At 74.4% G+C, this 18,772-nt stretch carries 15 protein-coding genes, 1 pseudogene and 1 riboswitch; of the genes and pseudogenes, 1 reads left to right on the plus strand and 15 read right to left on the minus strand.

Annotated features, from left to right (window positions below):
- The 6 genes from cobC to cobM all read right to left on the minus strand — a co-directional run.
- The coding region (gene cobC / locus BZY54_RS41175; RefSeq protein WP_244217588.1) for an Rv2231c family histidinol phosphate aminotransferase CobC at window positions 1–787 on the minus strand (787 nt) is incomplete at its 3' end.
- On the minus strand, window positions 777–1,697 hold the full coding sequence (locus BZY54_RS41180) for a sirohydrochlorin chelatase (RefSeq protein ID WP_086730483.1): 921 nt from the start codon (window positions 1,695–1,697) through the stop codon (window positions 777–779). The genes BZY54_RS41180 and cobC, both read right to left, overlap by 11 nt.
- Window positions 1,694–2,326 (minus strand): precorrin-8X methylmutase, encoded by a 633-nt coding sequence (locus tag BZY54_RS41185; protein WP_086730484.1) that lies wholly within the window; start codon window positions 2,324–2,326, stop codon window positions 1,694–1,696. The genes BZY54_RS41180 and BZY54_RS41185 overlap by 4 nt, the downstream gene beginning before the upstream one ends.
- Entirely contained in the window at window positions 2,323–4,044 is a 1,722-nt protein-coding gene (gene cobJ / locus BZY54_RS41190) for a precorrin-3B C(17)-methyltransferase (protein WP_086730485.1), read from the minus strand. The genes BZY54_RS41185 and cobJ overlap by 4 nt, the downstream gene beginning before the upstream one ends.
- Window positions 4,041–5,294 (minus strand): precorrin-6y C5,15-methyltransferase (decarboxylating) subunit CbiE, encoded by a 1,254-nt coding sequence (cbiE, locus tag BZY54_RS41195; protein ID WP_244217589.1) that lies wholly within the window; start codon window positions 5,292–5,294, stop codon window positions 4,041–4,043. Before cbiE ends, cobJ begins: the two co-directional genes overlap by 4 nt.
- Window positions 5,291–6,109, minus strand: coding sequence for a precorrin-4 C(11)-methyltransferase (cobM, locus tag BZY54_RS41200; protein ID WP_086730486.1), 819 nt, complete (start codon window positions 6,107–6,109; stop codon window positions 5,291–5,293). Before cobM ends, cbiE begins: the two co-directional genes overlap by 4 nt.
- 95 nt (window positions 6,110–6,204) lie before the next feature.
- On the opposite strand from cobM, the gene BZY54_RS41205 reads away from it, so the two are divergent.
- A complete protein-coding gene (locus BZY54_RS41205; protein WP_086730487.1) occupies window positions 6,205–6,936 on the plus strand; it encodes a ZIP family metal transporter in 732 nt (243 codons plus the stop codon).
- 44 nt (window positions 6,937–6,980) lie between these two features.
- Here the strand turns inward: BZY54_RS41205 and cobI are convergent, their stop codons facing one another.
- The 9 genes and pseudogenes from cobI to BZY54_RS51275 form a co-directional block, all read right to left on the minus strand.
- A complete protein-coding gene (gene cobI / locus BZY54_RS41210) occupies window positions 6,981–7,712 on the minus strand; it encodes a precorrin-2 C(20)-methyltransferase (RefSeq protein WP_086730497.1) in 732 nt (243 codons plus the stop codon).
- Window positions 7,709–9,184 carry a cobyrinic acid a,c-diamide synthase CobB gene (locus tag BZY54_RS41215; protein ID WP_425276369.1) on the minus strand — a complete coding sequence of 492 codons (1,476 nt, stop codon included), beginning with the start codon at window positions 9,182–9,184 and terminating at the stop codon, window positions 7,709–7,711. Before BZY54_RS41215 ends, cobI begins: the two co-directional genes overlap by 4 nt.
- Window positions 9,181–9,780 carry a cob(I)yrinic acid a,c-diamide adenosyltransferase gene (gene cobO / locus BZY54_RS41220; RefSeq protein WP_086730489.1) on the minus strand — a complete coding sequence of 200 codons (600 nt, stop codon included), beginning with the start codon at window positions 9,778–9,780 and terminating at the stop codon, window positions 9,181–9,183. The genes BZY54_RS41215 and cobO overlap by 4 nt, the downstream gene beginning before the upstream one ends.
- Window positions 9,780–11,780 carry a putative cobaltochelatase gene (locus BZY54_RS41225; RefSeq protein WP_086730490.1) on the minus strand — a complete coding sequence of 667 codons (2,001 nt, stop codon included), beginning with the start codon at window positions 11,778–11,780 and terminating at the stop codon, window positions 9,780–9,782. Before BZY54_RS41225 ends, cobO begins: the two co-directional genes overlap by 1 nt.
- Window positions 11,777–15,430: a cobaltochelatase subunit CobN gene (gene cobN, locus BZY54_RS41230; protein ID WP_086730491.1), complete on the minus strand. Its 3,654-nt coding sequence runs from the start codon at window positions 15,428–15,430 to the stop codon at window positions 11,777–11,779. The genes BZY54_RS41225 and cobN overlap by 4 nt, the downstream gene beginning before the upstream one ends.
- The gene (locus tag BZY54_RS41235; protein WP_086730492.1) at window positions 15,427–16,959 is read right to left on the minus strand and encodes a cobyric acid synthase; all 1,533 of its coding nucleotides are present in this window, start codon (window positions 16,957–16,959) and stop codon (window positions 15,427–15,429) included. Before BZY54_RS41235 ends, cobN begins: the two co-directional genes overlap by 4 nt.
- Window positions 16,956–17,909, minus strand: a complete 954-nt coding sequence (locus tag BZY54_RS41240) for a cobalamin biosynthesis protein (RefSeq protein WP_086730493.1) — start codon at window positions 17,907–17,909, stop codon at window positions 16,956–16,958. Before BZY54_RS41240 ends, BZY54_RS41235 begins: the two co-directional genes overlap by 4 nt.
- Before the next feature lie 101 nt (window positions 17,910–18,010).
- Window positions 18,011–18,149: riboswitch (cobalamin riboswitch) on the minus strand.
- A 159-nt stretch (window positions 18,150–18,308) separates the two neighbouring features.
- Window positions 18,309–18,539: a hypothetical protein gene (locus tag BZY54_RS41245; RefSeq protein WP_086730494.1), complete on the minus strand. Its 231-nt coding sequence runs from the start codon at window positions 18,537–18,539 to the stop codon at window positions 18,309–18,311.
- A gap of 34 nt (window positions 18,540–18,573) precedes the next feature.
- Window positions 18,574–18,772, minus strand: a pseudogene (locus tag BZY54_RS51275) (hypothetical protein); the annotation flags it as partial.

An 18,772-nucleotide genomic window follows, 5' to 3' on the forward strand; every position in this document is an offset into this window, starting at 1 on the left:
GGCCGGTGTCCACTCCGGCGCCCGCGGCGGCCACGCACGTGCGTGGAGCCGCGAGCGCCGGAGTGGACACCGGCCACAACGGCTGGGCCCTCTCCAACTCGGCCACGGTCTCCGGGTCGGCCAGGACGTACCCGATCCGCAGCCCGGCCAGCCCCCATGTCTTGGTCAGGCTACGCAGCACCACGAGCCCGGGCACGTCCGTCCGCCCGGCCAGCGCCTCCCGTTCGCCCGGCACCGCGTCCATGAAGGCCTCGTCGACGACCAGCACCCGCCCGGGACGGGCCAGCCGGGCGATCGCCGCCGCCGGGTGCAGCACGGACGTCGGGTTGGTCGGGTTGCCGATCACCACCAGATCCGCGTCCTCGGGGACGGCCGCCGGATCGAGCCGGAAGCCGTCGTCCTCTCGCAGCAGCACCCGGCCGACGGTGTGCCCGGCGTCCCGCAGCGCCGCCTCCGGCTCTGTGAACTGCGGATGCACCACGACCGGCCGCCGTACCTTCAGCGCCCGCGCGAGCAGCACGAACGCCTCGGCCGCCCCCGCCGTCAGCAGCACCCGATCCACGGGCAGCCCGTGCCGCGCGGCCACCGCGGCCCGGGCGGCCCGGCCGTCCGGATAGGCGGCGAGAGAGGCGAGCGACTCGGCGATCCGGTCCCGCAGCCAGGCCGGCGGAGTGTCCGCCCGGACGTTCACGGCGAGATCGACCAGCGCCGAACCGTCGTCCCGCACCTCCGCGTCCCCGTGGTGCCGCAGGTCGTGACCGTCCCCGGAAGAGACCTCAGTGCGCATGCGAATGAGCGTGCCCTCCATGGTGATGCCCGTGGTGGTGGCCGTCGTCGTCCGGGTGGAAGTGCGGCTGCTGCGGCAGCCCCACCTTGTCCTCGAAGCCGGGCAGCGCGATGCGGTACACGCACGAGTCGCAGTTCATCCGCAGATCGCCCTTCACCGCCTCCTCGTACCGCTCCATCACCAGATCCAGCAGCTCCGGCTCCGGCCCGATGACGTCCGCCGACCGCACCTCGACCTCCGGGTGCGCCGCCGCCCAGTCCCGCGTCTGCCGCCGCACCCGGTCCGGCAGGATCCCGGTGAACAGGAAGTAGGGCAGGACGACGATCCGGCGCGCCCCGAGCCGCGCGCACCGCTCGAGGCCGCTCGGCACGTCCGGCGCGGCCAGCGACACGAACGCCGTCTCCACGCCCGCGTACTCACGGCCCTCCCACAGCAGCCGCGCCGCCTTGAACACCTCGGCGTTGGCGTCCGGGTCGGTCGAGCCCCGCCCGACCAGCAGCACGGTCACGTCCGACCGGTGCGCGGCCGTGCCCTCCAGGGCCTCCTCCAGCCGCCGCTCCAGCACGCGCAGCAGCGCGGGGTGCGGGCCCAGCGGACGGCCGTAGGCGTACGAGATCCCCGGGTGCCGTTCCTTCTCGCGGGCGAGCGCCGCCGGGATGTCCCCCTTGGCGTGCCCGGCGGACACCAGCATCAGCGGCACTGCCGCGAAACGGCGCACACCCCGCTCCACCAGCTCCGTGACCGCCTCGCCCAGCGGCGGCGGGGACAGCTCGATGAAGCCGCCCGCGACGGGCAGTTCGGGGTGGCGGCGCCCCAGCTCCCGGACGAAGTCGCGGAACGCCTCGGCCCCGGCGTCGTCCCGGGTGCCGTGACCGGCGATGAGCAGAGCGGGCGGCGTCGGGGTGGTCACAGGTTCTCCTCAGCAGAGTCGAGCGGGTCGAGCGATTCACGTGAATCAGGCGATTCGAGTGAAGTGGGGTGGTACAGCAGGGCGTTGAGCGCGGCGGCGGCCACCGCCGAACCGCCCTTCTCGGACACGTTGCTCACGGCGGGCAGCCCGCTCTCCCGCAACGCGGCCTTGGACTCGGCCGCCCCGACGAAACCGACGGGCAGCCCGACGACCAGCGCGGGGGAGGCGTCCAGCCGCAGCAGCTCCTCCAGGGCGGTCGGCGCGCAGCCGATCACCCACAGGGCGCCGGGGCCGACCTCCTCGAGGGCGAGCCGGATCGCGTGCGCCGAACGCGTCAGGCCGGGGCCGGACCGCGCGTCCTTCAGCCGGCAGACGGTGTCGCGCCGGGTGATCCCGGCGGCCACCATCTCCACGTCCACGACCACCGGCGCCCCGGCGTGCAGCGCCGCGTGCGCCTTGACCAGTTCGTCCTCGTCCATGACGAGGTCGTCGGCGTAGGCGAGGTCGGCGGAGGAGTGGATGACGCGTTCCGTCACCGCCCGGGTCAGCGGCGGCAGGTGCGAGGTGTCCAGCCGGGCCCGCAGCCGCCGGAAGGACTCCTGCTCGATGGGGTGGACGACGCGGTTCACTTGGGCTCCTCCTGCCAGCGGTAGCCGCGCGGCGTGACCATGCGCCCCGCGATCTCGCGGGTCGCGGTGTTGCCCACGGTCACGACCGTCATCATGTCGACCGTCGCCGGGTCCAGCCCGGCCAGCGTCGTCAGCCGGCTGGACTCGTCGGGCCGAGAGGCGTTGCGGACGACACCGACCGGCGTCGTCGGCTCCCGGTGTCCGGCGAGCACGGCGAGCGCCTTGGGCAGCTGCCAGTCCCGGCCCCGGGAGCGGGGGTTGTAGAAGGTCACCACGATGTCGGCCTCGGCCGCCGCCCGCACCCGCCGCTCGATGACCTCCCAGGGCGTGTGCAGGTCGGAGAGGCTGATCGACACATGGTCGTGCCCGAGCGGCGCGCCGAGGATCGCCCCGGCGGCCAGCGCCGCCGTCACGCCGGGCACCCCGACCACGTCGATGTCGTCGGAGGCCTCGGCGAGCGCCGGCGAGGCCATGGCGTACACGCCCGCGTCGCCGCTGCCGATCAGCGCCACGGCGTGACCGCGCCGGGCCTCGGCGACCGCCGTGCGCGCCCGTTCCTCCTCGGCCCCGAGACCCGACTCCAGGATCCGGGTGCCCGGTCGCAGCAGGTCGCGGATCTGGTCGACGTACTGGTCCAGACCCACGAGCACGGAGGCGCGCCGCAGTTCGGCCCGGGCGCGCGGGGTCAGCAGGTCGCGTGCGCCCGGCCCGAGCCCGACGACCGCGAGCCGGCCGCGCGCGGGCCGCCGTACGACTGCACAGGTGGCCATCGCGGGGCGCCCGTCGGCCCGCTGCGACTTGCGCTTGGGGACGAGGAGTTCGCCCCCGCCGACGAGCGCGGCGGCCTCCGCGACCGACGGGGTGCCGACGGCGGCGAGCGGTGCGTCGGACGGATTGGGCACCGCGACGCCCGCCAGTTCCTCGGCGGAGTACGCCACCAGGGGCACGCCCAGCCGCTCGGCCGCCGCGACGACGCCGGGCTCCGCGGCCTTGGCGTCGACGGTGGCCAGCCGGGCCACGCTGCGCACGGACAGCTCCGCGTCCCGCAGCGCCCCCTCGACCAGTTCCAGCACCTCCTCCACCGGCGCGCCGCTGGAGGCGCCCACGCCGACGACGAGGGACGGGGGCCGGAGGATCACCTCGCGCTCGCCCGGCGCGACGGCACGGTCCGTCACCCGGACGGCGTACGTCCCCTCCGCAGGCTCGGGCGTCCCCTGAGCCTGTCGCGCGGCCACCGGCAGCGCGGGCAGCGGCCACGGCACCTCGGCGGCCAGGGTGACGGGCTCGCCGTCCAGCAGCGCCCGCGACACGGCGGCCACGTCCCCCTCCACGGGCAGGCCGAGCGTGTCGAGGCCGGCCATCCCCACGGAGTCCGTCGCCGTCGTCACCACCGGTTCGGCGCCCAGCAACCCGCCGACCTCACGGGCCAGTTCGTTGGCCCCGCCGCCGTGTCCGCCGACCAGCGACACGGCGAACCGCCCGCCCTCGTCGACGCACACCACACCCGGGTCGGACGCCTTGTCGCCCAGCAGCGGCGCGAGCAGCCGGACCACCGCGCCGGTCGCCAGGAAGCACACGAGCTGCTCGCACTCGGCGAAGGCGGCCCGTACGGCCTCGCCGACGGGCCCGTCGTACACCCGGGCACGGCCCGGCCACGCGGCCGCCAGCCGGTCCCGCGCAGCCGCGCCCGCCGCGGTGGCGGAAATGAGGCCGATCACTGCACAACTCCTTCGCTGGACGCCGGGGGCCGCACGCCCCACAGCAGGAACACGGGATTGGTGGCCGCCAGCCGGGTCACGTCACCCGGCAGCGGCGCGAGGCGGGACGACTGCAGCAGCACCCCGTCGCAGGTGAACCCGGCGGCGGTGAGCGCCTCACGCGCGGCCGGCACCCGGTCGAGGGCGGCCATGGCGACGACGACGGCCCGCCGGGCCCGCCGCGCGCAGGCGGTGACGACGGCCGGCAGGTCGCGCCCCCCACCGCCGACGAACACGGCGTCCGGGTCGTCGCCGAGCCCCAGGAGCGCCCCGGGCGCCGAGCCGTGCACCACCGCCACGTCGACCTGGTGGGCGGCGGCGTTGGCGCGGATCCGCTCGACGCCGTCCGCCGTCTTCTCGACGGCGACCACGGCCGCGCCGAGCCGGGCGCACTCCACGGCCACCGAGCCGGACCCGGCGCCCACGTCCCAGACCAGGTCACCGAGGCCCGGTCCCAGCCGGGCCAGGGCCAGCGCCCGCACCTCGAACTTGGTGATCATCGAGTCGCGGTGCGTGAACGCGCCCTCGTCCAGCGCCCAGCCCGCGGGCTGCGGCGCCGGTCCGGCGAGGGTCCGTACGGCACCCAGCGCCCGCTTCTCGTCCAGGCACAGCACCACGCTCACCGCCGAGCCCCAGTCGCGGGCGGCGGCCTCGGCGGGCGTGACCCGCTCGACGTGCTCGTGCCGTGGGTCGCCGAGCGCGGAGGCGACCACCAGCATCCGGTCGTCGCAGGTGCCGGCCAGTGCGGCCGCCAGCTCGGCCGGCCCGGCCCCCGGCCCGGTCAGCACGGCGACCTTCGGCCGGGCCCGGCAGACGTTGACGGCCGTGCGCAGCTCCCGCCCGTGCGCGCTGACCACCACGGCGTCGTCCCAGGGCAGCCCGATCCGGGCGAAGGCGGTGGCGACCGAGGAGACACCCGGGCGTACGTCCAGCCGCCCGGGCCCGAACCGCTCGGCCAGCGCCCGCACGACCCCGAAGAACCCGGGGTCGCCGGAGGCCAGCACGACCACGCGCCGCTCCTTGCCGAGGTACTCCTCGACGATGTCGAGGGCGGGCGCCAGCGGCCCCAGCACGACCCGCTCGGCGGCCCTGGGCAGTGCTGCGGCGTCCAGGTGCCGCCGTCCGCCCACGACGAGTTCGGCGCCGCGCAGCACCTCCGTGTCGTAGGCCGTGCCCGTGCCCGTGCCGACGACCGCGATCTTCGAGGTCACGTGCTCGCACCCCGGGCGCGCAGGGCCTTGCGGGCCTCCGGGTCGGCCTTGCGGTAGCCGTGGAAGTGGCCGGGGTGGTAGAGGTGCGAGCGGGTGCCGTGCGCGTCGAGCGCCGGGCCGACCAGGAAGAGGGTGTGCTTCCAGAGCTTGTGCTCCTTGACCGTCTCCTCCAGCGTGCCGATCGTGCACTTCACGACCAGCTCCTCCGGCCAGGTCGCCTGGTGCGCCACGACGACCGGCGTGGACGTCGGATAGCCGCCCTCCAGCAGCTCCCGCACCAGCTGCCCGCTGCGGGCGGCCGACAGGAACACCGCCATGGTGGTGCCGTGCCGGGCGAACTCGCGCACCTCCTCGCCGGGCGGCATCGGGGTCTTGCCGCCGCCCAGCCGGGTCAGGACGACCGACTGCGCGACCTCGGGGATGGTCAGCTCCCGCCGTGCGAGCGCGGCCACGGCGGAGAAGGACGACACACCGGGCACGACCTCCGTCGCGATGCCGATGCGCGCGCACCGGTCGAGCTGCTCCTGCGTACCGCCCCACAGGGCCGGGTCGCCGGAGTGGATGCGGGCCACCTTCAGGCCCTCCGCGTGGGCCCGCGCGTACACGGCGACGACGTCCTCCAGCGACATGGTCGCCGAGTCCAGGATCTCCGCGTCCTCACGCGCGTGTTCGAGGACCTCCGCCTGCACCAGGCTGGCCGCCCAGATCACGACGTCGGCCTCGGCGATCGCGCGCGCGGCACGGAACGTCAGCAGGTCGGCGGCGCCGGGGCCGGCACCGACGAAGGTCACCTTGCCGGTGGGGGCATCGGCCATGGGGTCGGATCCTCTCGTACGGAATGTCACGGTGTGTGGGGGTGGAACGGCACCCGGATGTGCGCGATCGGGGGTCGATCGGATAGCAAGGGCACATGGCGGTCTTCGTCGCGCTCGGCGCGTTCCTGATGACGCTGGCCGGCGGCTGGACGGCACAGCGGGTGACCGACCGCCGCCATCTGGTCCTCGGACTGGCCGGCGGCCTGATGCTGGGCGTGGTCGGCCTGGACCTGTTGCCGGAGGCGCTGCACGCGGCGGGCCGGGAGGTGTTCGGCGTACCGGCGGCCCTGCTGCTGTTCGTGGCCGGCTTCCTGCTCGCGCACCTGGTCGAGCGGCTGCTGGCCGCCCGGCAGGCCGCGCACGGCGGCGAGGAGCACGACCACCACCGCGCGCCCGAGGTGGGCCTGACGGCGGCGGCCGCGATGGTCGGTCACAGCGCCATGGACGGCGTGGCGATCGGCGCGGCCTTCCAGGTGGGCGGTGGCATGGGCGCGGCCGTCGCGCTCGCGGTCATCGCCCACGACTTCGCGGACGGCTTCAACACGTTCACCATCACGAGCCTGTACGGCAACGCCCGCCGCAGGGCGGTCGCGATGCTCGTCGCGGACGCGCTGGCGCCGGTGGCGGGCGCCGCCTCGACCGCGTTCGTCACCATCCCGGAGTGGTTCCTCGGCGGCTATCTCGGCCTGTTCGGCGGGGCGCTGCTCTACCTCGCGGCGGCCGAGATCCTGCCCGAGGCCCACCACGAGCACCCCGCCCGCTCGACCCTGCTGTGCACGGTCGGGGGCGTGCTGTTCATCTGGCTGGTGGTGGGCCTGGCGGCCTGAACGCGCGGACGCGCACGAAGGCCCGCGGGGCGCCGGGACACGGCTCACAGCTTGCCGCCCCGTCCGCCCTCGCGCCGCGCGGGCGCGATGAGCGTCGACAGGTAGGGCAGGGCGGCGCCGTCCAGGTCGGCGGCCGGGCGGATCGACTCCTCCTCGAGCCCCAGCGCCGAGCCCCACACGGCGTCGTCGAGCCGCCCGCTGTCCCGCAGCGCCTCGGCGACCTCCCGCGCCTGCCGGCCGAACTTGTACGCGACGACGGTCCCGGGCCCGGCCAGCGCCTCCTTCAGCACGGCGGCTCCGGCCGTCACCGGCACCAGCGTCAGCGGCTCGGTCCCCTCGGTGAGCACGGCGCCCGAGCGCGCCGCCAGGTCCTGCATGGCGGTGATGCCGGGCACGGTCTCCACCACGGTCCCCGGCACCAGTTCGGCGACGGTCTGCGCCAGATACGTGAAGGTCGAATAGACATTCGGGTCGCCGATGGTGGCGAACGCGACGGCACCGTGCGCGCCCAGCAGCCCGGCGACCCGCTCCCCGGCGGCGTCCCAGGCGGCCTCGCGCCGCGCGCGGTCGGACCGCTCGTTCAGCGCGAACACCACCCGGACGACCTTCTCCGCGGGCACGTAGTGCAGCACGGTCGCCTCGGCGCGCCCGCGCTCCCCGGTGTCCATCACGGGTACGACGACGACGTCGGCCGCGCGCAGCGCGTTGACGCCCTTGACGGTCACCAGTTCCGGATCGCCCGGACCGACCCCGACTCCGATCAGCCTGCTGCTCATGACGTCCGGCACCTCTCCACGAACCGACGGGCGACACCGGGCGCCGCCGCCCAGTGCGTGTGCAGATAACTCGCGTGCACACCGCGCTGTACGAAACCTTCGACGCGCCGTTCGGGGACGCGCACGCCCCAGGCGGGAGCCGCCGCTCCCGTCCCCGCTCCGGGCTCGACGACGGTCCGGTGGAACTCGTGCCCGCGCATCCGCTCCCCGGCGCCGGCGAGCACGCTGTCGCTCACGGCCACGGCGTCCCGGTAGCCGAGGGTGAGCCGCCCGGTCATCCGCGCGGTGGCGTCCAGCACCCCGCACATCGGCCGGCCGTCCAGCTCCCGGCACAGGTAGAGCAGCCCGGCACACTCGGCGGCGATCGGAGCCCCCGCCGTAGCCAGCTCGGCGACCGCCTTGCGCAGCGGCTCGTTGGCGGACAGCTCGGCCGCGTACACCTCGGGGAACCCGCCCCCGATGACGAGGCCGCGCGTCTCCTCGGGCAGTCGCTCGTCGCGGAGCGGGTCGAAGGGGACCACCTCGGCACCGGCGGCCCGCAACAGCTCGGCGTGCTCGGCGTAGGAGAACGTGAACGCCGACCCGCCGGCGACGGCGACGGTCGTCCTTGAGCCGTGGCCGGCTGTGTTCAGCCCGTCCGGCACTTGAGGGCGAGACCGTTCAGGCCGATCCGGGGAGCTGGGGGCGGAGCCCCCGGGGCCGGGGACGGGAAGGGGCGGCGGGGGCGAGGAACCGACGACCTCAGCCGCGTCCCAGGCCGCACCCGACAACGTACCCGCACTCCGCGCCAGCGCGATCAGCGCCTCCAGGTCGCACCCGGCCTCGACCTGCGCGCCCATCACCGCGACCGCCTCCACGGCCGCCGCCCGCCGCTCGGCGACCGGCACCAGCCCGAGGTGCCGGGACGGCGTATCGACCTGCGGAGTCCTCCGCAGCACCCCCAGCACGGGAACACCGACCGAGTCCAGCGCCTCCCGCAACAGGGCCTCGTGCCGGTCGGAGGCGACCTTGTTGAGGATCACGCCCCCGATCCGCACCTGCGGATCCCACGTCACGAACCCGTGCACCAACGCCGCCACCGACCGCGACTGCGACGACGCGTCCACGACGAGCACCACCGGCGCCCGCAACAAGGTGGCGACCTGGGCCGTGGAGGCGAGTTCGCCCTCGCCGGCGGCCCCGTCGTACAGCCCCATCACACCCTCGACCACGGCGAGGTCGCACCCCCGGGCCCCGTGCAGGAACAGCGGAGCGACCAGCTCCGGCCCGCACAGATACGCGTCGAGGTTGCGCCCCACCCGTCCGGTCGCGAGCGCGTGGTACCCGGGGTCGATGTAGTCCGGCCCGACCTTGTGCGGGGACACGGCGAGCCCCCGCCGGGTCAGGGCGGCCATCAGCCCCGTGGCAACGGTGGTCTTGCCGCTGCCCGAGGAGGGCGCGGCGACGACCAGCCGAGGCGTCGACGACGTCACCACTCGATGCCCTTCTGGCCCTTCTGCCCCACGTCCATGGGGTGCTTGACCTTGGACATGTCGGTCACGAGATCCGCGAAGTCCACGAGCTTCTCCGGTGCGTTGCGCCCCGTGATCACCACGTGCTGCGTACCGGGCCGGTTCCGCAGCACCTCCACGACCTCGTCCGTGTCCACCCAGCCCCAGTGCATCGGGTAGGCGAACTCGTCCAGCACGTACAGCCGGTACCGCTCGGCGGCCAGGTCGCGCTTGACCTGCTCCCAGCCCTCCCGGGCCTTCTCCTCGTTGTCCATCTGGGCGTCCCGCTGCACCCAGGACCAGCCCTCGCCCATCTTGTGCCAGTCGACGCTCCCGCCCTCACCGGAGGCGCCGAGCACCCTGAGCGCGTTCTCCTCGCCGACCTTCCACTTCGCCGACTTGACGAACTGGAACACCCCGATGGGCCACCCCTGGTTCCAGGCGCGCAGCGCGAGCCCGAACGCGGCGGTGGACTTGCCCTTGCCGACGCCCGTGTGCACGACGACCAGCGGACGGTTGCGGCGCTGACGGGTCGTCAGGCCGTCGTCCGGTACGACACTCGGCTGTCCCTGCGGCATCACGCGGCCCTCCTCGACGTCCCCTGCACATCCCTGACCAGCCCGGCGATCGAGTCGGCCCGCAGCTCGTCCAGCGTGACGGCCGTACCGCCGAGCTCACCGGCGAGCTGCCCGGCGAGTCCCAGCCGCACCGGCCCCGACTCGCAGTCCACGACCACCGAGGCGACCTTCTCGGCCGCGAACAGCCGCGCCGCCCGCCCGGCGAGCGCGACCGGCTCTGGGCCACCGGTGGCCCGCCCGTCCGTCACCACCACGACCAGCGCCCGGCGCGCCGGATCCCGCAGCCGCTCCACCCGCAGCACCTCGTGCGCCTTGAGCAGCCCGGTGGCCAGCGGCGTACGGCCACCGGTCGGCAGCGACTCCAGCCGTACGGCGGCGGCGTCCACGGAGGACGTCGGCGGCAGCGCGACATCCGCGGCCGACCCCCTGAAGGTCACCAGCCCCACCTTGTCCCGCCGCTGGTAGGCGTCGAGCAGCAGCGACAGCACGGCGCCCTTCACGGCGCCCATCCGCTGCCGTGCCGCCATCGACCCCGAGGCGTCCACCACGAACAGCACGAGGTTGCCCTCGCGCCCCTCCCTGGTCGCCTGCCGCAGATCGTCCCGGCGGATCACCAGCCCCGGCCCGGACCGGCCGCGCGCCCGCTGGTGCGGGGCCGCCGCCTGCACGGTCGCCGCCAGGTGCAGCTTGGTCAGCGCGCCCTGGGGCCGGCGGGCGCCGGTGGTCCGCCCGTGCTCGGTGCGCGCCCGCGACCGCCGCCCGGCGGCACCCTCGCCGATCCCGGGCACGCTCAGCACCTTGGTCCGGAACGGCTCCGAGGCCCGCGCGGCCGACTGCTCCCGCGAGCCGGACGCCTGCGGCTGGCCGCCCTCGCCGGCCTCCGGCCGCGCGGAGGCGTCCCCGCCTCCCTCAGGACCGGCATCGGGCGTCGGCTGCCCGCCCCCGCCGGGACCGTCCGGATCGGGATCGTCCTCGCCGTCCCCGTCGTCCCCGGAGAACTGCTCCAGCGTCTCGTCCAGCTTGTCCTCGTCCAGACCCGGCGCGTCGAACGGGTTACGGCGCCTGCGGTGCGGCAGCGCGAGCAGCGCGGCCTGCCGGACGTCCTCGGCGAGCACGTCCGTCCGCCCGGCCCACGCGGCCAGCGCGGTCGCCGTGCGGGCCATCACGATGTCGGCGCGCATGCCGTCCACCTCGAAGGCTGCGCAGGTCGCCGCGATCTGCCGCAGCGCCCCGTCGCCGAGGCGCACCGACGGCAGCAACTCCCGCGCCGCGACGATGCGTCGGCGCACCGCCGTCTCCTCGGCGGCCCAACGGGCCGCGAAACCGGCCGGATCGTCGTCGTAGGCGAGCCTGCGCCGTACGACCTCCACCCGCTGGTCCGGCTCGCGCGAGGCCGCGACCTCCACGGTCAGCCCGAACCGGTCCAGCAGCTGCGGCCGCAGCTCGCCCTCCTCGGGGTTCATGGTGCCCACCAGCAGGAAGCGGGCCGCGTGCCGCACGGAGACGCCCTCGCGCTCCACGTACGAGGCGCCCATCGCCGCCGCGTCCAGCAGCAGGTCGACCAGGTGGTCGTGGAGGAGGTTGACCTCGTCGACGTAGAGGATGCCCCGGTGCGCGTCGGCCAGCAGGCCCGGCTCGAAAGCCTTCACGCCCTCCGCGAGCGCCCGCTCGATGTCGAGCGCGCCCACCAGCCGGTCCTCGGAGGCGCCGACCGGCAGCTCGACCATCCGCGCGGGCCGTTCGGCGCCCGTTCCCGGCTCGTGCGGGCCGTCGGGGCACGACGGGTCCGGTGCCGCCGGGTCACAGGAGAACCGGCACCCGGGGACGACGGCCACCTCCGGCAGCAGCGCCGAAAGGGCGCGTACGGCCGTGCTCTTCGCGGTGCCCTTCTCGCCGCGCACCAGCACACCGCCGACCGCCGGCGAGACGGCGTTCAGCAGCAGGGCGAGCCGCAGGTCGTCCTGACCGACAACAGCGGTAAAGGGGAAGGGGGTGGTCACTGGTCGCCCTCCAAGTCGCCTTCCAGCTCCAGGTAGGTGGCGCGCAGCCGCTCCAGCGTGTCCGCGTCCGGCTCGGCCCACAGGCCCCGGTCGGCCGCCTCCAGCAGCCGCTCGGTGATGCCGCGCAGCGCCCACGGGTTGGACTTCTTCATGAAGTCCCGGTTCTCCGGGTCGAAGACGTACTCCGCGCTGAGTTTCTCGTACATCCAGTCGTCGACCACGCCCGCCGTGGCGTCGTATCCGAACAGGTAGTCCACGGTCGCCGCCATCTCGAAGGCGCCCTTGTAACCGTGCCGGCGCATCGCCGCCATCCAGCGCGGGTTGACCACGCGGGCCCGGAAGACGCGGTGGGTCTCCTCGCCCAGCGTGCGGGTCCTCACCTGGTCCGGAACGGCGCTGTCGCCCACGTACGCCTCGGGGTTGGTGCCGGTCAGATGCCGGACCATGGCGACCATGCCGCCGTGGTACTGGAAGTAGTCGTCGGCGTCGACCAGGTCGTGCTCGCGGGTGTCGACGTTCTTCGCCGCCACCGCGATCCGCCTGAACGCCGTCTCCATGTCGCCGCGCGCCGCCCGCCCGTCGAGCCCGCGCCCGTAGGCGTAGCCGCCCCAGACCGCGTACACCTCGGCCAGGTCCGCGTCGCTGCGCCAGTTGCGGGCGTCGATCAGCGGCAGCAGGCCGGCGCCGTACGCGCCCGGCTTGGAGCCGAAGATCCGTGCCGTGGCCCGGCGCCGGTCGCCGTGTTCGGCGGTGTCCTCGTCGGCGTGCGCCTTGACGAAGTTCCGATCGGCCGGCTCGTCCAGTTCGGCCACCGCCCGCACCGCGTCGTCGATCAGCCCGACCACGTGCGGGAACGCGTCCCGGAAGAAGCCGGAGATACGGACCGTGACGTCGATGCGCGGCCGGCCCAGCTCCGTCAGGGGGATCACCTCGAAGCCCGTCACCCGGCGCGAGGCGTCGTCCCACACCGGGCGGCAGCCCAGCAGCGCCAGGATCTCGGCGATGTCGTCGCCCTGGGTGCGCATCGCCGACGTGCCCCACACCGTGAGCCCGACGGACTTCGGGTACTCGCCGGTGTCCTGCAGATACCTCTGGACCAGGGAGTCGGCCAGCGACTGCCCGACCTCCCAGCTCAGCCGCGAGGGAATGGCCTTGGGGTCGACCGAGTAGAAGTTCCGGCCGGTCGGAAGGACGTTCACCAGTCCTCGGGTCGGTGAACCCGACGGGCCCGCCGGGACGTAACCGCCGTCCAGGGCCCGCAGGATGTGCCCGATCTCGTCGGTGGTGCGGGCGAGCCGGGGTACGACCTCGTCGCACGCGAACTCCACCACGGCTACGGCGTCCGGGAGCTCGGTGCCGAGTACGTCATCCAGGACCGCCGGCACGGCCGTGCGCTCCCAGGCCCGCTCCTCCATGCCCTCCGCGATCCGCCGGCACAGCTGCTCCAGCAGGTCGATCGCGTCGGAGGCCGTACGGGCCGGGCCCTCCACCAGGTCCGTCAGCTCCACCGGAACCTTCACCGGGGTACCGGGCTCGGCCAGCAACTCCTTCTCGTCCAGCCCGAAGTGGGCCGCGAGGCAGGACCGCAGCCCCGGCAGGGCGTTCGCCCGCCCGCCCCACACCTGCGAGGCGCGCAGCACCGCAAGCACCAGGTTCACGCGCGGCTCGCCGACCGGCCCGCCGCCGAGGATGTGGAGCCCGTCCCTGATCTGCACGTCCTTGATCTCGCACAGATAGCCGTCGATGTGCATGACGAACTCGTCGAACTCGTCGTCATCGGGCTGGTCGTTCACGTGCAGGTCGTGGTGAAGCTCGGCGGCCTTGACCAGCGTCCAGATCTGCGCCCGCACGGCCGGCGCCTTCGCCGGGTCCAGGTCCGAGACGAGCGCGTACTCGTCCAGCAGCTGCTCCAGCTTGGCCAGGTCGCCGTAGGTGTCGGCGCGCGCCATCGGCGGGACGAGGTGGTCGACGACCGTGGCGTGGCCGCGCCGCTTGGCCTGCGTGCCCTCGCCGGGGTCGTTGACGATGAACGGGTAGATCAGGGGCAGGTCGCCGAGGACCGCGTCCGGTGCGCACCCGCGCGACAGACCCAGCCCCTTGCCGGGCAGCCACTCCATCGTGCCGTGCTTGCCCATGTGCACGATCGCATCGGCGCCGAAGCTGTTCTCCAGCCAGCGGTAGGCCGCCATGTAGTGGTGCGACGGCGGCATGTCGGGGTCGTGGTAGATCGCGATCGGGTTCTCGCCGAAGCCGCGCGGCGGCTGGATCATGACGACGACGTTCCCGAACCGCAGCGACGCCAGCACGATGTCGCCGCCGTCGACGTAGAGCGAGCCCGGCGGCTCCCCCCACGCCTCGGTCATCGCGTCCCGCAGCTGCGCGTCCAGCGTCTCGAACCACGCCCGGTAGTCGGCCGACGGCACCCGAGCGGGCGCCGCGGCGAGCTGCTCCTGCGTCAGCCACTCCACGTCGTGGCCGCCGGCCTCGATGAGCCGGTGGATCAGCTCGTCGCCGTCGTCCGGGTAGTCGGTGACGGAGTACCCCGCATCGCGCAGCGCGTCCAGCACCCGTACCGCCGATGCGGGCGTGTCCAGGCCGACCGCGTTGCCGACGCGGGAGTGCTTGGTCGGGTACGCGGTGAAGACCAGCGCGATCCTCTTCTCGGCGTTCGGCTTGTGCCTCAGGCGCGCGTGCCGTACGGCGATGCCGGCCACGCGGGCGGCGCGCTCGGGGTCGGCGACGTACACGGGAACGTCGTCCGGGCCCTGTTCCTTGAAGGAGAACGGCACGGTCACAAGGCGTCCGTCGAACTCCGGGATCGCGACCTGCATCGCCGCGTCCATGGGGGAGAGGGCGGCGTCCGACTCCTCCCAGGCGGTCCGCGACGAGGTGAGGCAGAGGCCCTGCAGCACAGGGACGTCGAGGTCGGCCAGCGCGCCGATGTCCCAGGCCTCCTCGTCGCCGCCCGCCGACGCCTGCGAGGCGTGCGTGCCGCCGGCGGCGAGGACGGTGGCGACCAGGGCGCCGGCCCGCCCGAGGATCTCGTACAGCTCCGGGTCCGCTCCGCGCAGCGAACCGCAGTACACCGGCAGCGCGTTGGCCCCCTGCGCTTCGATCGCTTCGCACAGGGTGTCCACGAAGGCGGTGTTCCCGCTCAGTTCGTGGGCGCGGTAGAAGAGCACGCCGACGGTCGGGCGGCCGTCTGGGACCGTACGGGAGCCGTGGACGCCGTACTCCGGCATCTTCCGCGGCTCCTCGAAGCCCTCGCCGGTCAGCAGCACGGTGTCGGACAGGAACCGGGCGAGCTCGGTGAGGTTGGCGGGACCGCCCTCGACGAGGTACCTCAGGGCCTCGGCCACCACACCGGCCGGCACGGACGACTCGGCCATCAGCTCCGCGTCCGGCACGGCCTCGCCGCCCAGCAGCACGGTCGGGACGCCGGACGCCTTCAGCGCGGCGAGCCCGTCCTCCCAGGCGCGCCTGCCGCCGAGCAGCCGTACGACGGCGATGTCGGCGCCCTCGAGGAGGCCGGGGAGCTCCTGCGCGACGTCCACCCGGGTGGGATTGCCGATCCGGTACGAGGCACCGGACGCGGCCCGGGCCGCCAGCAGATCCGTGTCGGCGGTCGACAACAACAACACTGTGCTCATGCGGGCGCTCCCGGTGGGATGAAAGGCAGTCCTTGAGGCGCGCCCGACTCGATGAGCCGCCACAGCGCGTCCGTGTCCGCGTGCTGTTCGATCAGGTCGCCGAGCCGGTCCAGCTGCTCCTCGCGCAGCGCGGCGAACGAGGTGTCCGGGGCCGGTGTGAAACGGCGGCCCGCGGCGGCCGCGACCTCGCGCAGGAAGGCCCGCCGGAAGGCGTCCGACTCCAGCGAGCCGTGCCAGTGCGTGCCCCAGGTCTGGCCGACCCGGCAGCCGTCCAGGCTGTGTCCTTCGTCATCGGAGATGAACGCTTCACCGCCGTCGACCTCGGCGACCCCGTGGTGGATCTCGTACCCCTCGACCCGCTCGCCGAGGGCCGCTCCGGCCGGGCGGGTCAGGGTCTTCTCCCGGGCGAACCGGACCCGCACGGGCAGGATCCCGAGTCCGTCGACGTGCCCGCGCCGGCTCTCGACCTCGTCCTCGATGTGCTCGCCGAGGATCTGGAAGCCGCCGCAGATCCCGAGGACCGGACGTCCCTCGGCGGCCCGTCTCAGGAGCGCGTCGGCGAGCCCGCGCTCGCGCAGCCACTCCAGCGCCCGTACGGTCCCCCGTGTGCCCGGGACCACCACCAGGTCCGCGTCGGCCAGTTCCTCCGGCCGGTCCACGAACCGCACCACGACCCCCGGTTCGGCGGCCAGCGCGTCCACGTCGGTGAAGTTGGACATCAGCGGGATCGCGCACACGGCGACCCGCAGCACGTCCTCGCCGACCGGCGGAGTCACGGCGGACTCCCGGACGGTTCCGCGCAAGGAGACCCGCAGCCCGTCCTCCTCGTCGATGCCGAGCCCGTGGCGGAACGGCAGCACGCCGTACGTCCGCCGTCCGGTGAGCCCGTGCAGCATGTCGAGCCCGGGTTCGAGCAGGGTGACGTCCCCCCGGAACTTGTTGACGAGGAACCCGGCGACAAGTTCCTGGTCCTCGCGCGACAGCAGGGCGAGCGTGCCGAAGAAGGAGGCGAAGACGCCCCCGCGGTCGATGTCGCCCACGACGAGCACGGGCAGCCGTGCGCCCCGGGCGATTCCCATGTTGACGATGTCGGTCCGGCGCAGGTTGATCTCCGCCGGGCTGCCCGCCCCCTCACAGATCACCGCGTCATACGTGCCCCGCAACTCGGCGAGGCAGTCCAGCACGGTGCCCAGCAGCCGCTGCTGACGTCCGCCGTGGTAGCCGCGCGCGCTCAACTCGCCCACCGGCTTGCCCAGCAGCACCACCTGGCTGCTCTGCTCCCCGCCCGGCTTGAGCAGCACCGGGTTCATCAGCGCGGTCGGCTCGGTCCGGCACGCCTGGGCCTGCATGGCCTGCGCCCGCCCGATCTCGGCGCCCTCGCGCGTGACGAAGGAGTTGAGGGACATGTTCTGCGCCTTGAAGGGCGCGACCTTGACGCCCTGCCGCACCAGCCACCGGCAGATCCCGGCCGTGACGACGCTCTTCCCGGCGTCGGAGGTGGTGCCGGCGACGAGCAGACCACCGTTCATGACCCATGTCCCTTCGTACGACGGTTGCACAGGAGCCTGGCGGCGGCGCACGCGCCGAACGCGAGCCAACTCACGCGCCGCGAGAGCCGCACGGCCCGCTCGATGTCCCCGACCTGCACGGCGCGTCCGGCGCCGTTGAGCACCGGCCGGTGCTCCACCCGCCCCCCGTACGACAACGTGCCGCCCATGCGCACCCCGAGCGCCCCCGCGAACGAGGCCTCCACCGGCCCCGCGTTGGGGCTCGGGTGTTTGGCGGCGTCGGCGCGCCAGGCGCGCAGGGCGCCCCGCGGGTCGGGGCCGGCCACGGCCGCGAGGACGGCGGTGAGCCGCGCCCCGGGCCATCCGGCGAGGTCGTCGAGGCGCGCCGAGGCCCAGCCGTAGCGCCGGTACCTCGGCGACTTGTGCCCGACCATGGCGTCCAGGGTGTTGACGGCCCGGAACCCGGCGAGCCCCGGCACCCCGGCGACGGCGCCCCACACCAGCGCGCCCACCACCGCGTCGGAGGTGTTCTCGGCGACCGACTCCACGACGGCCCGGGCGATCCCGGCCGCGTCGAGCGCCCGCGGATCCCGCCCGCACAGATGGGGCAGCCGCGCCCGGGCGCCCGCCACGTCGCCCGCCTCCAGCGCCCGCCCGACGGCGCGCGCCTCACGGGCCAGGGAGGTTCCGCCGACCACGGCCCAGGTGGTGGTGGCGGTCAGGGCGACGGAGGCGACGGGGGAGGTACGGACGGCGCGTGCGGCGGCGGCGCCGAGCGCCACGGCGCCGCCGGCGCACAGGGCCGTATGGAGTGCGCCCCAGCCCCGGTGGTCCCGCCACAGCACGTGTTCCACGGCGCCCGCGGCCCTGCCGAACACGGCGACCGGGTGTCCGCGGCGCGGATCGCCGAGGAGGAGGTCACCGAGGAGGCCGGAGGCGGCGCCGTACGCGAAGACGCGATCGGCACCCATGGGTTCAGCCGACTTCGGGGTCGGGCAGAGCGTCGCTGATGAACCTCGGTCGGCAGCCGCGCATGGCGATATGTCCTCACTCAGGGTGTCCGCGCCCTGGTTCGACGAGACCGGCGGTGAGAGTTCCTGGCTCCCGGGGTTCCTACCCCGGTGACAGTGGCGGGACCGCGCCGGATTCGCACCGGCTTCCTCTCCTGCCGCCGTACATGGCTCCGGCAGTCCACCACGCGCCGCGAACACCCGTCAACTCGCCGTTGACCTGCGACGGGATACTGAGATGAGGCCCACACCGCCGACGCGAAACGCCCGCCCCGCCCGTTCGCCGAGGTGGCGACACGGGCGGGGCGGGCGTTGCGACGCTCTTGCTCTCGGGGCCTGGGCCGTGGTCCTGACCGGCTTTCAGCCCTTGCCGACGATGAGGTAGATGCCGTAGGCCACCGCGGCGAAGCAGGCGGCGAAGCAGACGTAGGCGCCGGTGACCGCGAGGGCCCCGCCGCCGTTGCCCTGCGCGACGGCCCGCTCCCGCCGGGACAGTCCCGCGATGCCGAGGGTGAACAGTGCCACCAGGCCCACGGTGACCGCGAGGCTGACGCCGAAGACGGAGCCGAGGGCTGCCCAGTCGATCTTCATGGTGATGCTTCCTTGGGTACCGGGTGGTCGGGAGTCAGACGGTGGCGGCCGGCGGGGTGGCCGGAGCCGAGGCGGTCGACGGGTCGATGACGGGCGCGGTCGCCTGAGCGGGGATCCTCGCCGCGAGTTCCTCGGCCGCCGGGGTGGCGAGGGCGTCGCTCACCGAGGCCGCGAGGGACTCGACAGCGGTGGGGTCGACGGCGGGGGACCCGGCCGTCGACCCCACCGCTGTC

The sequence above is a fragment of the Streptomyces carpinensis genome, from assembly GCF_002154505.1.
Lineage (GTDB): Bacteria > Actinomycetota > Actinomycetes > Streptomycetales > Streptomycetaceae > Streptomyces > Streptomyces carpinensis.